Below are 18,976 nucleotides of genomic sequence, written 5' to 3'. Positions count from 1 at the left end.
TACATTAAGCATCTGTCGGCCCGCTCAATACAACAATTACCATAATAAGACCTGCTACAATCATAAGCGAATAGGCAATGAAAGCGAGTACAATTTTACCAATGCGGTTTGTAATTTTATAACGACTAAAGTAAATAGAAAATACCGAAATGAACATAAATACAATGGAACCCAATGAAATCCACATCTTTAACAAACCTGGCGACAAATTGCATCCACTCCTTTTTTCACCGTTATTATAACATAAGGACTTATAGTTAAGATGAATATTGATAGAACTTTCTAAATTCACTATTTATTTACCTTCCAGTAACTCAAGCTCTATAGTAATTACTTTCCTATTAAATTGACAAATTCCTGCTTTTTCACATAAAAAAAATCGAAGCGAAGGGGGCTCTTCGCTTCGATCATAACTAAATATTCCCATACTAACAGTTCTACTCATCTTTATTTACACGTTATTTTATGCAAGTAAATGATTTTGGGTATCACCAATTGCCTATTTTTTCATATTTCTTTGCACTTAATTTAATTTTTCTCCTAAAACATTCGCTAAATCTTCCATTTCATGTGTTTTAGTACGAGACATAAGGGCGTCTACTGCATCTTTTGCCTTCACATCATTAAACAGTACATTATATAAAGCATCAGCAATCGGCATTTTCACGTCATATTTTTGAGATAGCTGGTAAGCTGCTTTCGTCGTGCGTACACCTTCTACAACCATTCCCATATTTTCTAATACTTCGTCTAAATTTTTGCCTTTTCCAAGAAGATTACCAGCGCGCCAATTTCGAGAATGAACGCTTGTACACGTTACAATTAAGTCTCCAATCCCGGTCAAACCTGAAAACGTCAGAGGATTGGCACCAAGCACAGTACCTAAGCGAGCGATTTCAGCTAAGCCACGAGTCATAAGAGCAGCCTTCGCATTGTCACCATATCCAAGTCCATCCGTGATACCAGCAGCAAGAGCAATAATATTTTTTAACGCTCCCCCAATTTCCACACCAATCACGTCAGGATTTGTATAAACACGGAAGTACTGCTGATTATTAAATAAATCCTGCACTTTTTCTGCTGCTTGTATATTTGTTGAAGCTGACGTCACGGTTGTCGGCTGCCTTCTACTTACTTCTTCAGCATGACTCGGACCTGATAAGACAACGATGTCTTTTGTATCAATTTCTTCTTGAATCATTTGAGATATACGTAAAAGAGAATCCGGTTCAATTCCTTTACTTACATGAACAATTGTAAACAGTTCATCGGTAAGGGATTTTAGCTGCTGCAACACTTCACGAATGGCCTTCGTTGGAACAGCTAAAATAAGGGTTTCAACACCTTCTATTGCCTTTTCTAATGACGTAAAACCTTTAATCTGATGAGGAAGCTCTACACCAGGCAAATATTTTTCATTCTGATGCGTCTCGTTAATTTGATCAATGACTTGTTGTCTATGTCCCCAAATGCGAACATCGTGTCCATTTTCCGCCAATACGAAAGCTAATGCAGTTCCCCAGCTTCCTGCTCCTAGTACAGCTATTCTTTCCACGCCGATCACATCCTCTGTTATTTTCTTGGTCTTGCAATAATTTTAATTGGAGTTCCTTCGAATCCAAAAGCTTCACGAAGCTTATTTTCTAAGAAACGCTTATATGAAAAATGCATTAGCTCAGGATCATTTACAAACACAACAAAAGTTGGCGGCTTGATCGCTACTTGAGTTGTGTAATAGATTTTTAAGCGGTTGCCGTTGTGAGTAGGCGTAGGGTTCATTGCTACTGCATCCATAATCACATCGTTTAAGATGCTTGTTTCTACACGCACCGCATGGCTTTCGCTTGCAAGATCAATCATTGGCAATAGCGTATGCGTACGTTTTTTCGTTTTAGCTGAAAGGAATACAATTGGAGCATATGTTAAGAACTGAAAATGCTCACGTATATTTTCTTCAAATTTTTTCATTGTTTTCTCATCTTTTTCTACTGTATCCCATTTGTTCACAACGATGACAACAGCTTTTCCAGCTTCTTGTGCATAACCAGCAATTTTCTTATCTTGTTCAATAATACCTTCTTCAGCATTTAATACAATTAAGACAACATCTGAGCGTTCAATTGCCTTTAATGCGCGCAGTACGCTGTATTTTTCCGTACTCTCGTACACTTTTCCACGTTTTCTCATTCCAGCTGTATCAATAACAACATATTCTTGATCTTCTTTTGTAAACTTTGTATCAATGGCATCGCGTGTCGTGCCGGCAAGATCACTGACAATAACACGGTCTTCACCTAGAAGAGCATTAACTAATGAAGATTTTCCTACGTTAGGACGACCAATCAATGAAAATTTAATGACTTCTTCTCCGTAATCTTCGTCTTTTTCTTTTGGAAAGTGCTTAGCTGCCTCGTCTAGCAGGTCACCTAAACCTAAACCATGCGTTCCTGAGATTGGGAACGGTTCTCCATATCCTAGTGCGTAGAAATCATAGATTAATTCTCTCATTTCAGGATTATCTACTTTATTAACAGCTAGGACAACGGGCTTTTTGGATTTATATAAAATTTTCGCCACTTCTTCATCAGCCGCAGTAATTCCATCGCGTCCATTCACTAGAAAAATGATTACGTCCGCTTCATCAATTGCAATTTCTGCCTGCTGTTTGATCTGTTCTAAAAATGGTTCATCTCCAATATCAATACCGCCAGTATCAATAATGTTAAAGTCCAAATTCAGCCACTCACCTGAACTATAGATACGATCACGAGTTACACCCGGAATATCTTCTACAATAGATACTCGCTCTCCTACAATTCGGTTGAAAATTGTTGATTTTCCTACGTTGGGACGACCAACAATCGCAATAATTGGTTTTGGCATACGATTCTTCCCTTTCCTTGATCTTTTTTATGTATAGGCAACCAGTCTTTAATCGACTAAAGGTATTTATCTACATGTACAAATAAATAAGATCATTCGTTTTTCAAAAATTGAGGCCATGCAGCGTGGCATGACCTCTACTAATCGATCATAAGCGATAAAGCAGGCTTTTTATCAGCTCTATTTTACACCAAGCTGATTAACTGCCTATCCGCTGAATAAGCATTACTCTTTCAATCAAACAATTTTATCAAAAATCACCGGTAACAACAATATAATTTTACGAAATCTCTTCTTCTATTTGTAAGTACTTTGCTTTTGCCTGTGAGACTTCAGCACGTACAAATCTAAATAAGCAGAGAAATAAACCAGCATCTCCCAAATAAACATAGATCCTACTGCTGTTGCTAAAACGTCGAGTGTCCGAAGAGACCCTACTTCATAAGATGCAATATCTCGAATGACAACTGCGTATAAAAAATCTCCTCCAACTACACCTAAAATGATCGCTGCGAATCTTTTTTCAGCATCTTTAATCACCATAAAGCAAATATATAAGATAAGTCCAGTCAAAATCCACTTACGATCAATAAAAATCCACACAGGATCATAGAGCTCAAGTAAACAAAAACCAGCATAGGCAATTATTATAATGCCGCATACCATAACATAATATAACTGCTGAAACCTGCTGTAGCCTGAAGCATAAATACACGCTACCCCCACTAAAAACAAAGCGGTGTAGCTACATGAAAACTGAGCCGTATGCATGTTCATTCCGCTTAGGAGTATACTGATTAATATAATGGCTGCTACCTTCCAACGCCTAGGTGTTTTGGGCATAAGAAAAGTCGCAACAATCCATCCCATCCACGAAAGCCAATAAAAGAAAATTCCGTCCACTGAATATGGCACCTCCTCTACCTGTCATCAGTATGTATCAATTTTGGAAAACTTAATCGGAGTTTTAGAATAGAACCCCTTATTTTGGACAACCTATCAGAAAAAAGGAGGGAATATAAAATGGGAAAAGATCGTCAAGAGAAAAAATTAAAGGAATCAAAACGAGTTGAATCTGACCGTGATCAAGGACTTCACTATCCGGGAGCGACAAGCTTGCAAAGTCCTGAAGAAGCGCGCGAGTTAAATGATCATAAATAAAAAAATGCGCTGACTAAGTCAGCGCATTTTTTTATTTTAAAACTGGATGTGAAATAGAATAGGAACGTTCTTTCTTTCCTGTAAACAAAAAGAGAACTCCTCCCACTAACAATAGTGCTCCTGACAAATAAAATCCGAATTCCATACTTCCAAGTTTATCTGCAAAATATCCGGTAATGTAAGGTGCAAAGATCGATGACAGCATACCGCTGAAGTTGAAAAAACCGTACACTTTAGAGTACATGGACGATGGAGTAATATCCGCCATATACGAAATCAAAATCGGATCTAATGCTAATTTCCCTATCAGACCGTACACAATTAAGCCGATTAATAGCCAAGAATAACTCTCTGTATAGGGAATAAAAAATTGACATAAAGCGCCCGCTACTGACAAACTCACAATTAATGCTTTTTTATTTGCAATTCGATCAGATATATATCCAAAGAAGATTGCTCCTGGAATAGACGCCCACGGTACTAAAGATGCTATAATGCCTGTTTGAGACCCTTCTAAGCCTCGCGAGTGCTGCAAATAATAAGGAAGCCACGTCAGCATCCCAAAAAATCCGTAAAGAGAGCAGAAGATTAAAATGTATACGAAAATATGATTTCTTGTAAATAATACTTTTAGCGACTGCTTTGTTTCTTTATTTGGCGAATTTTTTTCTTGATCCCTTTGCTTATCTTTTACAAAGAAAGCTATTAAAATAGCTATTACTATAGTCGGAATAGCAAATAAGTAAAAAGTAAACTGCCAGTTTTTTTCTAACGTATATGTAATGTATGTAGAACCGATAAAACCAAGTGATATACCAAAAGCCATTCCACTATTGATGAGCGCAGATACTAGACCTCGGTATCGTTCGGACGTGATGCTTGAAGAAATTCCGTATTGTGAGCCATAATACGTTCCTTCTCCAAGTCCTGTCAGCGCCCGCATGAGTAAGAACATACCGAAAGTAGTCGTAAGTCCTGTGAAAAATGTGGCAACTCCAAACAAAATGTATCCAGCCACTAAGATCTTAACGCGCCCAAATCGATCTGCCAAAAAACCCGTTGGAATTTGCATAGCTGCATACGCTGCAAAAAATACGGTAGACATTAGCCCAAGTTCAGCTTTATTAAGATCCCACTGTGCACCGATATCTCCCATAACTGGAGATAAAATATTACGATCTGCATACATGAAAACCCAGCCTAAAAAGAAAAGAAAAATTGTAAATATAGGATGTCCCTTTTTCATTATGCCACCTCTTTTTTCTGATTTTTCTGTTTATTTAACTTATTATAAGTGGCTAACGTTTGGGATTTCATGCTTTTTGTCACTTCTTCTGCCAACATTTTTTGTTTTTTAAATGAAAACGCGATCATTCATCTTTTAAAGAAATAAAAAAGCATGCAGTTAACTGCATGCTTTTTTATCATCTGTTATTAAATGTATCTATGGAAACATTTCGCTGAGTCAGCCAGCTATGGGTGTCCCCTGTAATAACTAGAGGCATTTGCTGAAGCTTAGCAATAGAAGTTGCTCCTAGCGCAGCCATGATAAACGTTAACTCCTCATGCAGCTTGGCTATCTCTTCTACGACTGCTTCTAAACCAGACTTCATTAAAATGGATAGAAAATATCCTGCCATTCCCGTTGCAGAAGCTCCTAACGCAATAGACTTAGCAATATCCATAGAGGTTTGAATACCTCCTGAACCAATAATGGACATACCTTCTACGTGCTGAGATACTTCCGCTAAAGAAGCTGCTGTGGAAATTCCCCAATCATTAAAGAAGTGAAAATGTTTTGCTCGTCTTTCATTTTCGATTTTCGAAAAATTGGTACCGCCGTACCCACCAATATCAACGATTTCAACACCAACATCTTTAAGTTTTTGCACTGCTTGAGCGCTCATCCCAAAACCTACTTCTTTGACAATTACAGGAACGGTTACTTCCCTTACAATGCGTTCAATACGACGTAATGCATCGGTAAAATCACGATCTCCCTCGGGCATAACCAGTTCTTGTATAACATTTAAATGAATTTGAAGTCCATTTGCTTCAAGCATATCAACCGCTTTTTTAGCTTGTTCCACTGTAGCTTCACTGCCTAGGTTGGCAAAAATAATTCCGTTAGGGTTTTCTTGACGCACTACTCTGTATGATTGTTCTTCCTTTTCATCTTTAATCGCAGCCATCTGCGATCCAACGGCCATTGCTAATTCACCATGATGAGCAATTTGAGCAAACGAACGGTTAATCCGTTCCGTTTCTTGTCCGCCTCCACCCGTCATAGCATTTATAAAAATTGGCGAACTTAACAAAAGTTCGCCAATTTTTGTATCAATATGAACATCGTGCACGCCTGTATTTGGTAAGCTATTATGAACGAAGCGAATATCATCTAGCCCGTGCAGCCTATGCTGTCCCGTTTGAATCGCATGATGAATGTGATCAATTTTACGTTTTGCTCTGCTCACAAATCATCACCATTACTTATCTTAATTTTTTTAATTGATCCCCAATCATATCACCTAATTGGAAACCTTTGGACTCTTCTTGTAATTCATAGTCACCATAATCTTCTTGTTCTTCTTCCTCAAGATCACGAATGCTCAACGAAACGCGTCGTTCTTGTTCATTCACATCAAGTACTTTTACCGTCACTTTTTCACCTTCAGAAAGTACTTCATGCGGTGTCCCGATATGCTTATGGGAAATTTGAGAAATGTGTACAAGCCCTTCTACTCCAGGTAGAACTTCCACAAAAGCTCCAAAAGATACAAGTCTTCTAACGGTTCCATCTACTACATCACCTTGGCGAAGCTTCGTAGAAATGTTGGACCATGGACCTTCTAACGTATCTTTAATAGATAATGAAACACGCCCCGTTGATTTGTCAACAGACAATACTTTGACTTTCACAGTATCTCCCTCAGCTACTACGTCTGAAGGTTTTTCTACACGCGTATGTGAAAGCTGAGAAATGTGCACTAACCCATCTACTCCGCCTACATCTACAAATGCTCCAAAGTCTGTTAAGCGCTGAACGGTTCCTTCTAAAACCTGACCTTCTTTTAATGACTCAAGAACATTTTCTTTTTGTTGTACAAGCTCTTCTTCTACAACTGCACGATGCGAAAGGATCACGCGGTTTTTTTCTTTATCTAATTCTACTACTTTGACTGTAAGAGTTTGATCTTGATACTCTGCAAAATCATCAACGAAATGAGTTTCAACAAGAGAAGCTGGAATGAACCCTCTTACACCAATATCTACTACTAATCCGCCTTTGACAATTTCCTTGACTACCGCTTCAAACACTTCACCTGAAGAAAGTTTTGCTTCTAAACCATCCCATGCTTTTTCAGCATCTACAGCCCGTTTAGATAGCACAAGCAAATCGTCTTCCACTTTAATTACTTTCGCTTCGACTTCGGCACCTTCTTGGATTACATCGCCTGCTTTTTCAATATGTAAGCTCGCTAATTCACTAATTGGAATAATACCGTCTAGTTTGCTGTTAGGTACATCTACATACACTTGCTTTTCTTCTACTTTTGTAATAGTACCTTTTACTGTTTCCCCTACTTCTAATGACGTTACCTCTACTTGATTCATATCTTCTGTCATCGTCTTTTCCTCCTCCAATATGCATCTACAATATGTATTCCCTTGTAAGAGTTCTTCACTCTTTTAGCTCATCATTATTGTATATAGCTCTGTATAGAAAAAACTCTCTTTGTTACTAACTTCTAATAAATAGAATCTTTTGTCAAGTCATAAGGTTACAAACTATTGATATTTTTCAATTAATTCACCAATGCTTTTCATAATAACTTCGGTTACTTCGTCAGCTGATGCTTTTCGTTCGCGAAGCTCATCCATCTGAATTGGCGGTCCGTACACTACTTTTAACCTTGCAAAACGCTTATATGGACCAATAACAGCGCAAGGCACAACAGCTGCTTTTGAACGCAAAGCAAAAAAGCCTACTCCAGCCATCCCTTTTCCTAATTTCCCATCTTTACTTCTTGTTCCTTCGGGAAATAATCCAAGTACTTTCCCTTCTTTTAAAATCTTTAACCCTTGCCGCAAAGCTTCGCGATCTGCCATCCCGCGCTTTACAGGAAATGTTTCTAACTTTGGCAGAACAGTCTTCAGAAAAGGTGCTTTAAACAGCTCTGCTTTTGCCATAAACGAAATAGGCCTTGGACATGTCACACCTACAGTAGGCGGATCTAAGTTGTCAATATGATTTGAACAAAGCAAAACTCCGCCTTCTGAAGGGATATTTTCTGCACCGATTACTTCATAACGATAAACTGGTGTTAAAATGCCTTTTACAATGGCACGTGCAAACATATAAAAGCTCAAAATCATCCAATCCTTTCTTTTGTAATAGAAAGGATTTTTTCTACAACTCCTTCAATCGATAAAGAAGTTGTATCGATTTCAATTGCATCTTCAGCTTTTTTAAGAGGTGCTACTTCGCGCTCAGAATCCAACTTGTCTCTGCGGGCAATTTCTTCTTTTAAACGCTCTAAATTTGATTCAAAACCTTTTTTTATGTTTTCGTCATGGCGTCGCTGTGCTCTTTCATCCACAGACGCTAATAAAAAGATTTTAACTTCTGCGTGAGGAAGCACGTGTGTACCGATATCACGTCCATCCATTACAACGCCTCCATCTTTAGCAAGGCCCTGCTGTCTCACTACCATCTCTTCGCGAACTGCACGATGTTTTGCTACGATGGATACAGAGTTAGTTACTTCTGCGGAACGAATTTCATTTGTAACATTCTGTCCATTTAAGATGACTACCTGTCCAGATTCAGACGGTTTTAAATCGATTACTGTTTCGTTAAGCAAATGCAATAGCTCTGCTTCATTTTGCAAATCTACCTGGTTTTTCTGCGCTTGATACGTTAGAGCACGATACATCGCTCCTGTATCAACATAAATATATGATAAGGTTTCTGCTATAATCTTTGCCACTGTACTTTTCCCAGCAGCTGCAGGACCGTCAATTGCGATTGAAATTTGTTTTTCCATAAGTGCCTCCCTTAATTTCAAAACAGGAACAAACCACTTTCATCTTTTATACAATGAGCCATTTTATATGAAACGTTTATAAACGAAAAAAAGAGCAGGGGGTCTTCTCCTGCCTGGTGTTCACTGCATGCTTCTTTCCTAGTTATTCTACCATACGTCCGACTACTGGTCGAATGTTTCAATAATTTTATTAAAATTATTTTTGCTCACTCCCTCATACTGAATAACCTTTGAGAAATATGTACTGTGACTGCTAGATAATAAAATACATTGGGCAATTATTAAAAACACAAATTGAATAACCACTAATTTAATTAAAATTCGTTCTATTCGATTCACCTTTTTTCTCCTTTTGTAAGAAGTAATATCTTTGCTTACAGTTTAGGAAAGAGAAGTTTTTTTTATACGCTAAAGAAGACCTTTTCTTCTTAGGTCAAGCTGACGCTTTAAGGTATAACGAATCATCATTTCCTTCGTTTGTTTTTCCATATCCATAAATTTAATAGATAGCTGACCTACTTTACAAGAAGTCGGGGCGGTAATTCGTACAACTTCCCCTTTTAATTCAAGATGCTGCAAAGCTCCCTCACGATTAGGAAGACTTAATCGTACAACAACCGAATCTTTTTCATTAAAAAGCAGCGAGTGATGGAAGGAGCCGGCTATTCCACCTGCACTGATGTTTTTAGTCATGATTTCCATTACGTCCTGCTGTTCTTGTTCACTTTCTATCACCGCCTTCACTGTAAGCGGCACACGGAAAAAATTTCTTCTTTGGATAGATTTCAACTTTTTATCGCCCGGGTAAAAGAGCTTCACAACAGGCATGCCTTTTATTTCACGCCCTGTTACTTCAGTTGGAAAGGTATATACATTTTGATCATATCCAATAAACGTAGCAAGCAATTTTGTACCTTTTAGTAAAAAAGCACTTCGCTGCGTTTCTTCATTTAGCGGATAGCTAATATAAATCACGTCTTCCGTAAACTCAACTACTTTACATCGATATGTTTGTTGTAATATAGACTCTCTGTGCCCGCTCTCTAACGTCAACCTCATTCCCGCTTTTATCATCTTCTCTCTCCTTCAGTTCCACTATATACACTTTTTCCCTTTATTTAAACATAGTCAAATATATTTATTTTGTAAATATAAATTAGTCATTTAGACTCAATAAAATATCACAAAACACAAAAACCGGTGTCTATAGACACCGGTTTTTATCAACTTTACACTTCATTATATAAAGGTTCTGAGTTTTGCAGTTTTTCAACTTTTTCTTCAAAACCCGTATCAGCATTGATGAAAATACGATACGTATCATTTTTTATTGTCCCTAAAAACTCATAGCATAGCACTTCTTCGTTTAAATCATTCGTAATGATTGCCAAGCGGTCTTCCATCACTTTTACATTCGAGTTCAGCTTGGTTTTTGCCTGTTCTTTCGAAATTTTAGGTTTTGGAATATCTCTTGTACGATGTTTTAATAAGAAGTCTTTAGCTGAGAAACCAATCACAGATCCATCTTCTAAAGACATTTTCATTTTAACTGAATCCGGATAAATCCGAACTCCACTTTCCGTTTGCTCTACGAATGTAAAAACTCCCATGTTATCATATTGAGCGCTTTCAGCCATTACTAGGCTTTCAAAACGATGATCTTTTAAAAACTTAGTCGCTTTGTTCATAGCATCGTTTAAACTAATATTTTGTTTTTTAATATCTCGATCTTCGAGCACCCAAAGCGGATATCCACCTTTTTGTGTAATATCCATATACGTCTCTTGTTTAGTCTTTGGATCTGTAATGGTTAAGCTGTACACCTCATAATCGGCATCTTTTCCGCTCTTTACAATATGAATTTGTTCATTTCCTTTTAAATTCAAAAACGAACGCGCCACTTGTTTTGCAACATCTTCACTAACTTCTCTGCCTTTTAATTGATGAAAAGCATTTTTTTCCTGCTCATTCGTTGCATTCATAACGCCTAAATCTGTTTCGGCAAAAGAATCCATACTTTTTTCAACGGTTTTTAATCCGTCAATAATCGTATTGTCCCCTTGCTTTTCTTTTGTAGCTAAGGCTAGCTCAACATCCATCCAGCGCAAGTTATTATCAATGACTAGATGCTGTACTTGGCGCATTTCATTTTGAATTTCGCCTGACTGATCATAAAGCGAATTTAACGTTTTATACTCTTTATCTGTTAGGGGGGATTTGCTTAAATCCCTTACCGCCACTTTATACGTAAAGTCACCAACATCTGAAAGAAACTCTTCTGTTTTATTGAACGGTAAAAGCGATAAAGGCAGCTGTCCTACATTATTATGAGCTTCAGAAGTTAAACGCCATACTTCTGCAAGCGCGGGCGAAAGCTGATCTCTCGAACTCATGGCGAGCGTGCCACCGATTTTATCATTTAATAAATCTAGCTGATATGACAGATCATGAAATGCTCGTTGATACGTATTCTCGGCTTGAAGCAGCACAGCATCTTTTTCTTGATGTTCGCTGTACCCCCAATACCCTACACCTACAACACCAATAGCTAATAATACAATTAAAATTGTTCGAATCATGTTTCCTTCACCTCTCTTTATCGACAGAAAATGTGTTTCCCAATTTGCTTAATTTGAGGACGTGACCAAATCCATGCGCTTGTTGCTGTATCCGGATTAAAGTAATAAATAGCATTCCCAGTAGGATCCCATCCGTTAATCGCATCCATAACCGCTTTTTTAGATGTTGGATTGGGTTCAAGCCAGATTTGCCCATCTGCTACGGCAGTAAATGCACGCGGTTCAAAAATAACTCCAGCGACTGTATTTGGAAATGACGGACTGTTAACTCGGTTCAAAATAACGGCCGCTACGGCTACTTGGCCATTATATGGTTCACCCCGTGCTTCACCATGCACGGCATTTGCCATGAGCTGAATATCATTTTGTGAAAAACCGCTCGGTACATTCACCGCTGTTGGCTTTTGTGCTTTTTCTTTCTGTTGCTCAGAATTTCCTTTAGACGTATTACGCTGCGGCTGACTGGCAGGTTTTTTTGCCTGAGAAGATCCGCTTTGTGCTTTTTTCTGGCCATTGTTCCCGCTGCTTTTCCCACTACGGCTTCCTTTAGACTGTTGATCAAGAGGCTGACCGCCATAGTGCGTAAACTTATTCCCTTTTCTAATTTGATTTTTCACATAGTTTTCGTGATATTTTGTCGCGTTGGCTAATTTAATCTTTGTTTGCCAGCCTGCTAAACCGTCAATCTTTTTAATGCCAAATTCATATTGAAAATTGCGCAGTGCCCAGTATGTGCTCCATCCAAATACACCGTCAATTTTCCCATTATAATAACCTAAATACTGAAGTCTCGACTGCAGCTCAATAACGTCATCTCCAACTGCTCCGTGTTGAATGACTTGATTTGAAAACGCGTGAGCGGCCTTTGGACTCACAACGGACGCTGCAATAAATGAACATATGCATATGAGACATGCATACTTTTTAAAACATCGAAATGATAACATGACAAAACCTCCTACATCGTATGTAACTGATAAGATGATAGGAGTATTTTTTGTAAAGGTTGTTTTTTTATACAAGATGCGCAAAATTTACCGAAATGAAAAAAACTCAGCTCGTAAATCTCTCAAAAAAGATTTACAAGCTGAGCCTAGACAATCGATGGCTGTTTGGCCTTTTTTACTTTTCTTAATGCCAGCCACCATAAATAAATCATAAATGGAATAATAATAAATACCCAATGATCCATTGTTTTTAAAATATAATCATATGTTCCATGTAAAACGAGCGGCGCAAATACGGAGTACAGCGTCCACTTCGTTTTTTCCTTTCCTTCAGAAAACTTTGCTTTCCCTAAATAATACCCCATAATGACGCCGAATAAAGCATGACTAGATACGGGTAAAAAGGCTCTTCCTAGCGCTGATTCTAAACCATTTGCAAATAAATATAAAATATTTTCAACGGTAGCAAAACCTAATGAAACAGCTGCCCCGTAAACAATTCCATCATAATGCTCATCAAATTCCACATGCTGATAAATCGTGAAATATAAAATGAACCATTTGAAAAATTCTTCTAAAAAGCTTGTCGTAAAAAATGCTTGAAGAAAAGGTGATTGAAAAACGTGTTCTTCACCAAATACATATTGAATAAACATAATTGGCAAAACAAGCATTGCTCCAAAAATAAATGTTTTTAATACCATTGAAATAGGCTCAGTTTCATATTCATCTTTCAAATAAAAAAAACTTAACAATGCCAATCCTGGCGCAATGCCTGCAGATACAATCGCCAACATAAATAGCGCCTCATCTCCTCTATTTTTTTTAATAGTAACATGTTATCTTTAGGATGAAAATCTCCGTCTATAATGTCCTTATCTTTATATGTAAATGCTCACATAACTTGCTGTCGATTTACAAAGCCTAACAAAGACCTTAAACAAGTATACCAAAAAATGTATCATACTTATATGAAAAATTGAAAGGAGCTCTCTATGAAAACTGTTTATATTCTTCACACCGGCGGCACAATCTCTATGAAAGAAGACATGGCAACTGGATCGGTAACACCAGATATTCAAAATCCGCTTCACCGCTCCACATCATCTGTTTCAAGTATGGCCAATGTAATCGTAGAAGAAGCATTTCATCTGCCTTCTCCTCACATTACTCCTAAGGAAATGCTTATACTTTCAAAGAAAATACGCGATAAAATTAATGAAGGCAAGATTGATGCAGTCGTGTTAACTCACGGTACGGATACGCTGGAAGAAACCGCTTATTTTTTAGATTTAACAGTGCATACAGATATTCCAATTGTCTTAACTGGAGCCATGAGATCAAGCAATGAAATTGGTTCAGACGGTCCTTATAATTTTATATCTGCGGTTCGGGTGGCTATTAGTGACGGTGCAAAAGGAAAAGGTGTCTTAGTTGTGATGAACGATGAAATTCATACCGCTGAAAATGTGACCAAAACCCACACAAGCAACGTGGCGACATTTCAAAGTCCCCAGTATGGGCCAATAGGATTAATTACAAAACGCGGCGTATCTTTTCACCACATGCCTACAGAACATGAATTTTATCCTGTTAATCAAATAGATAAACAAATCACTTTATTAAAAGCTTATGCAGGAATGGACGACCACTTGTTTCAAGCAGTGGCTTCAATGAATGTTGATGGACTTGTAATTGAAGCCCTCGGTCAAGGAAATCTACCTCCTCTCACAATTCCAGGCATTCAATTGCTTTTGAAGCGAAAGATACCCATCGTGCTCGTTTCTCGCTGTTTTAATGGAATTGCTCAAGATGTATATGGATATGAAGGCGGTGGCAAGCAGTTGAAAGAGATGGGCGTTATTTTTTCAAATGGCTTAAATGGTCCTAAAGCACGCATTAAACTGTTAGTTGCTCTCCAAGTAACAACGAATCATGATGAGCTGCAGCAGCTATTTAATCATTAGTAAAACAACGCATAGAAGCCTATGCGTTGTTTTTATTGATAATATGAGAAGCAATGGATTTCCCATGAAAACGTCCATTTTCGATAAAAATCTCATTAGCATTGTTTCCTGCAGCAATCACACCAGCGATATAAATTCCTTCCACGTTTGTTTCCATCGTCTCTTCGTTGAAAGAAGGGCGGCCTGTTTCAGCATCTAATTCCACACCCATTTTTGTTAAGAAAGAATGATCAGGATGATAGCCAGTCATTGCAAAAACGAAATCGTTACGAATCGTAGATTCTTTCCCTTCCTGCTCATATGTTACCGTTTCATCCGTTATCTTTGTTACATGAGCATTAAAATGCATCCCAATTGTTCCATTTCGAACCAGCGCCTCAAATTCAGGCAATATCCAAGGTTTTACGCTAGGGGAGTAATCTGAGCCACGATAAATAACCGTCACCCTTGCATCACACTTCACCAATTCCAGAGCTGCATCGACGCTAGAGTTTTTTCCGCCTATAACGACTACATCTTTATCAAAGTACGGATGCGCTTCTTTGAAATAATGAAATACCTTTGATAACTCTTCACCAGGAACATTCATATAATTAGGATGATCGTAATAGCCCGTAGCTATAATGACATTCTCCGCTTCATACGTCTCTTTAGATGTTGTGACATTAAATTGGTTTTCCGCTTGTTTGTCTACTTGCAAGACACGTTCAAACGGCTGAATTCGAACTTGCTTGCGCTTCACCACTTCTCGGTAGTAAGCAAGAGCTTGGTTGCGCACAGGCTTACGATTTTCCGTAATAAAAGGGACATCCCCAATTTCTAGTTTTTCACTCGAACTAAAAAACGTTTGGTGGGTCGGATAGTTATAAATGGCATTCACGATATTTCCTTTTTCAATTACAAGGGCATCAATACCTGTATGTTGAAGCTCAATAGCTGCTGAAAGGCCGCATGGTCCTCCGCCAACAATAATTACTTTTTCTTTCTTCATGCCTGTCACTCCTTCAGTTGTAAACGCACCTTTTTTTATTTTAACGCAGTGTAAAACAAAAAAATCTCCTCATTAATGATAGGAGATTTTTTCTATTTACGCAATTGTTCTGCTGTTCTGTTTTTAAATCCAGCCTCTGAAACGAGAGCCTTCCGCCATTTTTCTTACGCCTATCATATAAGCAGCTAGACGCATGTCGACTTTTCGAGTTGTAGAGGTTTCGTAGATGTTATTAAATGATTTAACCATTACTTTTTCAAGCTTTTCTTCTACTTCTTCTTCCGTCCAATAATAACCTTGGTTATTTTGCACCCATTCAAAATAAGAGACTGTTACACCGCCGGCACTTGCCAAAACGTCTGGAACTAATAAAATTCCTCTCTCTGACAAGATGCGCGTTGCTTCAAGAGTTGTTGGTCCATTTGCTGCTTCTACTACAATACTCGCTTGAATGTTATGGGCATTTTCTTCTGTAATTTGATTTTCAATCGCAGCTGGAACTAGGATATCACAGTCAAGTTCAAGCAGCTCTTTATTGCTGATTGTATTATTGAATAATTTCGTTACTGTACCAAAGCTATCGCGTCGATCTAATAAATAATCAATGTCTAAACCGTTAGGGTCATGCAGCGCTCCGTACGCATCGGATATCCCTACAATTTTAGCGCCAGCGTCGTGCATGAACTTAGCTAAAAAGCTTCCTGCATTTCCAAACCCTTGTACTACTACCCGTGCACCTTGTAATTCAATGCCTTGTTTTTTCGCTGCCTCACGAATACAAATAGTTACTCCTTTTGCAGTCGCTGTTTCACGTCCGTGCGAACCACCTAAGACAAGGGGCTTTCCAGTAATAAAGCCCGGTGAGTTAAATTCATCAATCCGGCTGTATTCATCCATCATCCAAGCCATAATTTGTGAATTTGTAAACACATCCGGCGCTGGAATATCCTTTGTTGGTCCAACAATTTGGCTAATCGCACGAACATATCCGCGGCTTAAACGCTCTAATTCTCCAAAAGACATATTTCGAGGATCACAAACAATTCCACCTTTTCCTCCACCGTAAGGAAGGTCAACGATTCCACATTTTAAACTCATCCATATAGATAGAGCTTTTACTTCTTTTTCAGTTACGTTTGGGTGAAAACGAATTCCACCTTTCGTAGGACCAACTGCATCGTTATGCTGCGCTCGGTGACCTGTAAAAATCTTAACTGATCCGTCATCCATACGAACAGGAATTTTTACTGTCATCATTCGTAATGGCTCTTTTAATAGTTCATACACTTCATCAGGATAGCCTAGTTTTTCTAACGCTTTATGTATCACTGTTTGTGTAGATTTTAAAACATCATGCTTCTCTTCTTGACTATTTTTACTGTCTTGCATCTTGTCGGCTACCATCTGTAAACCTCCTAAAATGTATCGAAAATTATTCGTTTTTAATTGAATGGTGCTTCTTTCATGACATAGTATACACCCTTAGTTTTACATTGCAAAGGAAAATATCGAACTTTTAGTATTTTTTGTGTTCTTCCAAGAAAACGCTTCCAATAACTTTACAAGGTATGCTACAATGTTTTAAGTCTGCCTCTTTTCTAGTATGCTTTAATCGTCTTAAAAAAATAAAAAACACCCGGTGATAAAGAGCACTTTCAACAACTTTGTACAAGCTGAAAGTGCAGCCACTCTTATTTTAATAAAAGTGTTTTATCCTTCACGGGTGTAATTATTTCAATTAAACAGTTAAGAAAAGACAGAGTTAATATACTCCAGAGCTCTCTTTTCTACTAACATTTTTCCATATTCATTTACGCGGTGCTTTGTAATTGTAGAGGGATTTCCATACTCCGCCAAAACCGCAATCATATTCCCAACTTCAGCCGGTGACAGCATGTGATAATCCAACAGCACGTAAAAACGTTTTTCAAATGAATAGAGCACGCTATCCGTATCGTAAAAGTTTGACATGCGTTTGGTCAGCTGAATGACATCTTCAAATGAATCAAACTCAAAAAACATGTCTTCGCTTTCATCTAGCATGACCTGCATTTCAATGAAGTCCTCGAACTCGTCTTCATCGAACTCACCGTAGCTGGTTTCTTCTTCATACTGCTTCGTCACAAATACAACCATTCCCTGTGCTTGAAGTGAAAAAACTTCTACCGAAAGAGAATTTGTAGGTTCAAAGTTCAGTTCTTGAGAAGCTTGCTCTATCATCTCACGAAAAAGCTGTTTTACTTTGAATGTATCTGTCCATAGATCTTCTTTTGTTAACCCTCTTTCTTTTAAATCATCGTAGGTCAAAAAAACTTTTAGCTTATTATAGTTTAATCGTTCAAGCCTCATTAGCGTCCCTCCCCGCTTGCACTCATAACCACATGGTTCGATAATACAGTATATGTATTTTTTGGAAAACGGTTCGTGATGTTTACTTACGAGTTTACAGGTTTATGATAGGAAAGACAAGCTATTCTCAATCAATTTCTGCTAATTTTTTTGTTAGCCAGCTGTTCCACTCTTCTTTCGTATTTCCTAAAATAAACGGCTGAGCCTCGTCTTTTCTTTTGCTATCTAAACCATCAAACACATAACCGCCTAATCCTACTTTGAGATGCGGGAATTTCTTTATCATTTGGTTCGTCAAATTTAGTGTTTTCTCGGCATTTTCCATCATTGTGCATGACATAAATAAAAACGTTGGGTCTACTTCTTTAACAATTAACTCAACATCTTTATCTTCAATGCTGCTTCCTAAATAAATAACCTCAAACCCTTTACGGCGTAAAAATAGCGTGAAGACTAGGAGTCCCACTTCATGTGTCTCATTAGGTCCGCATACAGCAATCGCTTTAGGCAATAAGCCATTTGAAGGCAGCGAATAAAAAATCATGCTGATACGCGTTTTTAATACTTGGGTCGTATAATGCTCATGAGCACTTGTAATTTGCCCTTTTTCCCACATATCTCCAACCGTCACGAGTAGAGAACCCAAAATATCAATAACCACTTTTTCTACCGAATACAGGCTAAAAGCATGATTAATTAAATCCTGTGCTTTTCCTTCTTCAAAAGATAAAAGCATCGTTAACAGCTCATCCCTAATTTTTTGAGGGGAATCTACTTCTCCTTCTTCTTCAAAGGTTCCTACTGTACTGCTTTCCGTTTCTAATAACGAAACCGCTTGACTGATGGTAAAACCTCCGCTCACTTTTTCCGTGAGCCATTTTAATTTCCGCAAGTCTTCTTCTGTATATAACCGATGCCCGGATTCATTGCGGACAGGATTTAAAATTTGATAGCGTCGTTCCCATGCACGCAAAGTTCCCGGCTGGATTCCGACCATATTTGAGATGGCTTTAATATTATACTTCCCTTCGTGAGCCATACGTAACCTCCA

Annotated in this window: 20 protein-coding genes; 2 read left to right on the top strand and 18 right to left on the bottom strand. The window is 38.0% G+C overall.

Annotated features, from left to right (window positions below; translation table 11 throughout):
• Positions 1-4 precede the first annotated feature (4 nt).
• The 4 genes from AC2YJL_RS02860 to AC2YJL_RS02845 form a co-directional block, all read right to left on the bottom strand.
• A complete protein-coding gene (locus tag AC2YJL_RS02860) occupies positions 5-208 on the bottom strand; it encodes a DUF2768 domain-containing protein (RefSeq protein ID WP_195695946.1) in 204 nt (67 codons plus the stop codon).
• 315 nt (positions 209-523) lie between these two features.
• On the bottom strand, positions 524-1,555 hold the full coding sequence (locus AC2YJL_RS02855) for an NAD(P)H-dependent glycerol-3-phosphate dehydrogenase (protein ID WP_050689707.1): 1,032 nt from the start codon (positions 1,553-1,555) through the stop codon (positions 524-526).
• A 17-nt stretch (positions 1,556-1,572) separates the two neighbouring features.
• The gene (der, locus tag AC2YJL_RS02850) at positions 1,573-2,883 is read right to left on the bottom strand and encodes a ribosome biogenesis GTPase Der (RefSeq protein ID WP_014458340.1); all 1,311 of its coding nucleotides are present in this window, start codon (positions 2,881-2,883) and stop codon (positions 1,573-1,575) included.
• 297 nt (positions 2,884-3,180) lie between these two features.
• Complete coding sequence (locus AC2YJL_RS02845) at positions 3,181-3,786, bottom strand: YphA family membrane protein (protein ID WP_230933534.1); 606 nt, start codon at positions 3,784-3,786, stop codon at positions 3,181-3,183.
• Between the two features lie 120 nt (positions 3,787-3,906).
• Between AC2YJL_RS02845 and AC2YJL_RS02840 the strand changes: the two genes are divergently transcribed.
• Positions 3,907-4,044 carry a YpzI family protein gene (locus AC2YJL_RS02840; RefSeq protein ID WP_016765475.1) on the top strand — a complete coding sequence of 46 codons (138 nt, stop codon included), beginning with the start codon at positions 3,907-3,909 and terminating at the stop codon, positions 4,042-4,044.
• 31 nt (positions 4,045-4,075) lie between these two features.
• On the opposite strand, the gene AC2YJL_RS02835 is transcribed toward AC2YJL_RS02840, so the two are convergent.
• The 10 genes from AC2YJL_RS02835 to prsW all read right to left on the bottom strand — a co-directional run bounded on the left by AC2YJL_RS02835 (position 4,076) and on the right by prsW (position 13,415).
• Positions 4,076-5,290 (bottom strand): MFS transporter, encoded by a 1,215-nt coding sequence (locus AC2YJL_RS02835; RefSeq protein WP_230933535.1) that lies wholly within the window; start codon positions 5,288-5,290, stop codon positions 4,076-4,078.
• A gap of 178 nt (positions 5,291-5,468) precedes the next feature.
• The gene (gene fni / locus AC2YJL_RS02830) at positions 5,469-6,518 is read right to left on the bottom strand and encodes a type 2 isopentenyl-diphosphate Delta-isomerase (protein ID WP_230933536.1); all 1,050 of its coding nucleotides are present in this window, start codon (positions 6,516-6,518) and stop codon (positions 5,469-5,471) included.
• Positions 6,519-6,534: 16 nt separating this feature from the next.
• Positions 6,535-7,671, bottom strand: a complete 1,137-nt coding sequence (gene rpsA, locus AC2YJL_RS02825; protein WP_153255014.1) for a 30S ribosomal protein S1 — start codon at positions 7,669-7,671, stop codon at positions 6,535-6,537.
• Positions 7,672-7,833: 162 nt separating this feature from the next.
• Positions 7,834-8,421 (bottom strand): lysophospholipid acyltransferase family protein, encoded by a 588-nt coding sequence (locus AC2YJL_RS02820; protein ID WP_057233610.1) that lies wholly within the window; start codon positions 8,419-8,421, stop codon positions 7,834-7,836.
• Positions 8,418-9,092, bottom strand: a complete 675-nt coding sequence (gene cmk, locus AC2YJL_RS02815) for a (d)CMP kinase (protein WP_251568787.1) — start codon at positions 9,090-9,092, stop codon at positions 8,418-8,420. The genes AC2YJL_RS02820 and cmk overlap by 4 nt, the downstream gene beginning before the upstream one ends.
• Before the next feature lie 162 nt (positions 9,093-9,254).
• Positions 9,255-9,431 (bottom strand): YpfB family protein, encoded by a 177-nt coding sequence (locus tag AC2YJL_RS02810; protein WP_013059030.1) that lies wholly within the window; start codon positions 9,429-9,431, stop codon positions 9,255-9,257.
• Between the two features lie 69 nt (positions 9,432-9,500).
• Positions 9,501-10,166, bottom strand: a complete 666-nt coding sequence (locus AC2YJL_RS02805; protein WP_047930819.1) for a flagellar brake protein — start codon at positions 10,164-10,166, stop codon at positions 9,501-9,503.
• A 155-nt stretch (positions 10,167-10,321) separates the two neighbouring features.
• Positions 10,322-11,671 (bottom strand): germination protein YpeB, encoded by a 1,350-nt coding sequence (ypeB, locus tag AC2YJL_RS02800; RefSeq protein ID WP_014458333.1) that lies wholly within the window; start codon positions 11,669-11,671, stop codon positions 10,322-10,324.
• Positions 11,672-11,688: 17 nt separating this feature from the next.
• The gene (sleB, locus tag AC2YJL_RS02795; RefSeq protein WP_230933538.1) at positions 11,689-12,618 is read right to left on the bottom strand and encodes a spore cortex-lytic enzyme; all 930 of its coding nucleotides are present in this window, start codon (positions 12,616-12,618) and stop codon (positions 11,689-11,691) included.
• Between the two features lie 146 nt (positions 12,619-12,764).
• Entirely contained in the window at positions 12,765-13,415 is a 651-nt protein-coding gene (prsW, locus tag AC2YJL_RS02790; RefSeq protein WP_230933539.1) for a glutamic-type intramembrane protease PrsW, read from the bottom strand.
• Positions 13,416-13,613: 198 nt separating this feature from the next.
• Here prsW and AC2YJL_RS02785 point away from each other — a divergent pair, with 198 nt between their 5' ends.
• The gene (locus AC2YJL_RS02785; RefSeq protein WP_230933540.1) at positions 13,614-14,585 is read left to right on the top strand and encodes an asparaginase; all 972 of its coding nucleotides are present in this window, start codon (positions 13,614-13,616) and stop codon (positions 14,583-14,585) included.
• Positions 14,586-14,604: 19 nt separating this feature from the next.
• Here the strand turns inward: AC2YJL_RS02785 and AC2YJL_RS02780 are convergent, their stop codons facing one another.
• From AC2YJL_RS02780 to AC2YJL_RS02765, 4 genes are all read right to left on the bottom strand, one after another.
• Positions 14,605-15,576 carry a YpdA family putative bacillithiol disulfide reductase gene (locus AC2YJL_RS02780; protein ID WP_251568788.1) on the bottom strand — a complete coding sequence of 324 codons (972 nt, stop codon included), beginning with the start codon at positions 15,574-15,576 and terminating at the stop codon, positions 14,605-14,607.
• A 123-nt stretch (positions 15,577-15,699) separates the two neighbouring features.
• The gene (locus AC2YJL_RS02775; protein ID WP_372586387.1) at positions 15,700-16,965 is read right to left on the bottom strand and encodes a Glu/Leu/Phe/Val family dehydrogenase; all 1,266 of its coding nucleotides are present in this window, start codon (positions 16,963-16,965) and stop codon (positions 15,700-15,702) included.
• A 357-nt stretch (positions 16,966-17,322) separates the two neighbouring features.
• A complete protein-coding gene (locus AC2YJL_RS02770; protein WP_013084906.1) occupies positions 17,323-17,925 on the bottom strand; it encodes a genetic competence negative regulator in 603 nt (200 codons plus the stop codon).
• A gap of 127 nt (positions 17,926-18,052) precedes the next feature.
• The gene (locus AC2YJL_RS02765) at positions 18,053-18,964 is read right to left on the bottom strand and encodes a MerR family transcriptional regulator (RefSeq protein WP_230933543.1); all 912 of its coding nucleotides are present in this window, start codon (positions 18,962-18,964) and stop codon (positions 18,053-18,055) included.
• Positions 18,965-18,976: the final 12 nt, after the last annotated feature.

Source organism: Priestia sp. SRI_019 (assembly GCF_057586255.1).
This window is presented reverse-complemented; position numbering and strand designations above follow the sequence as displayed.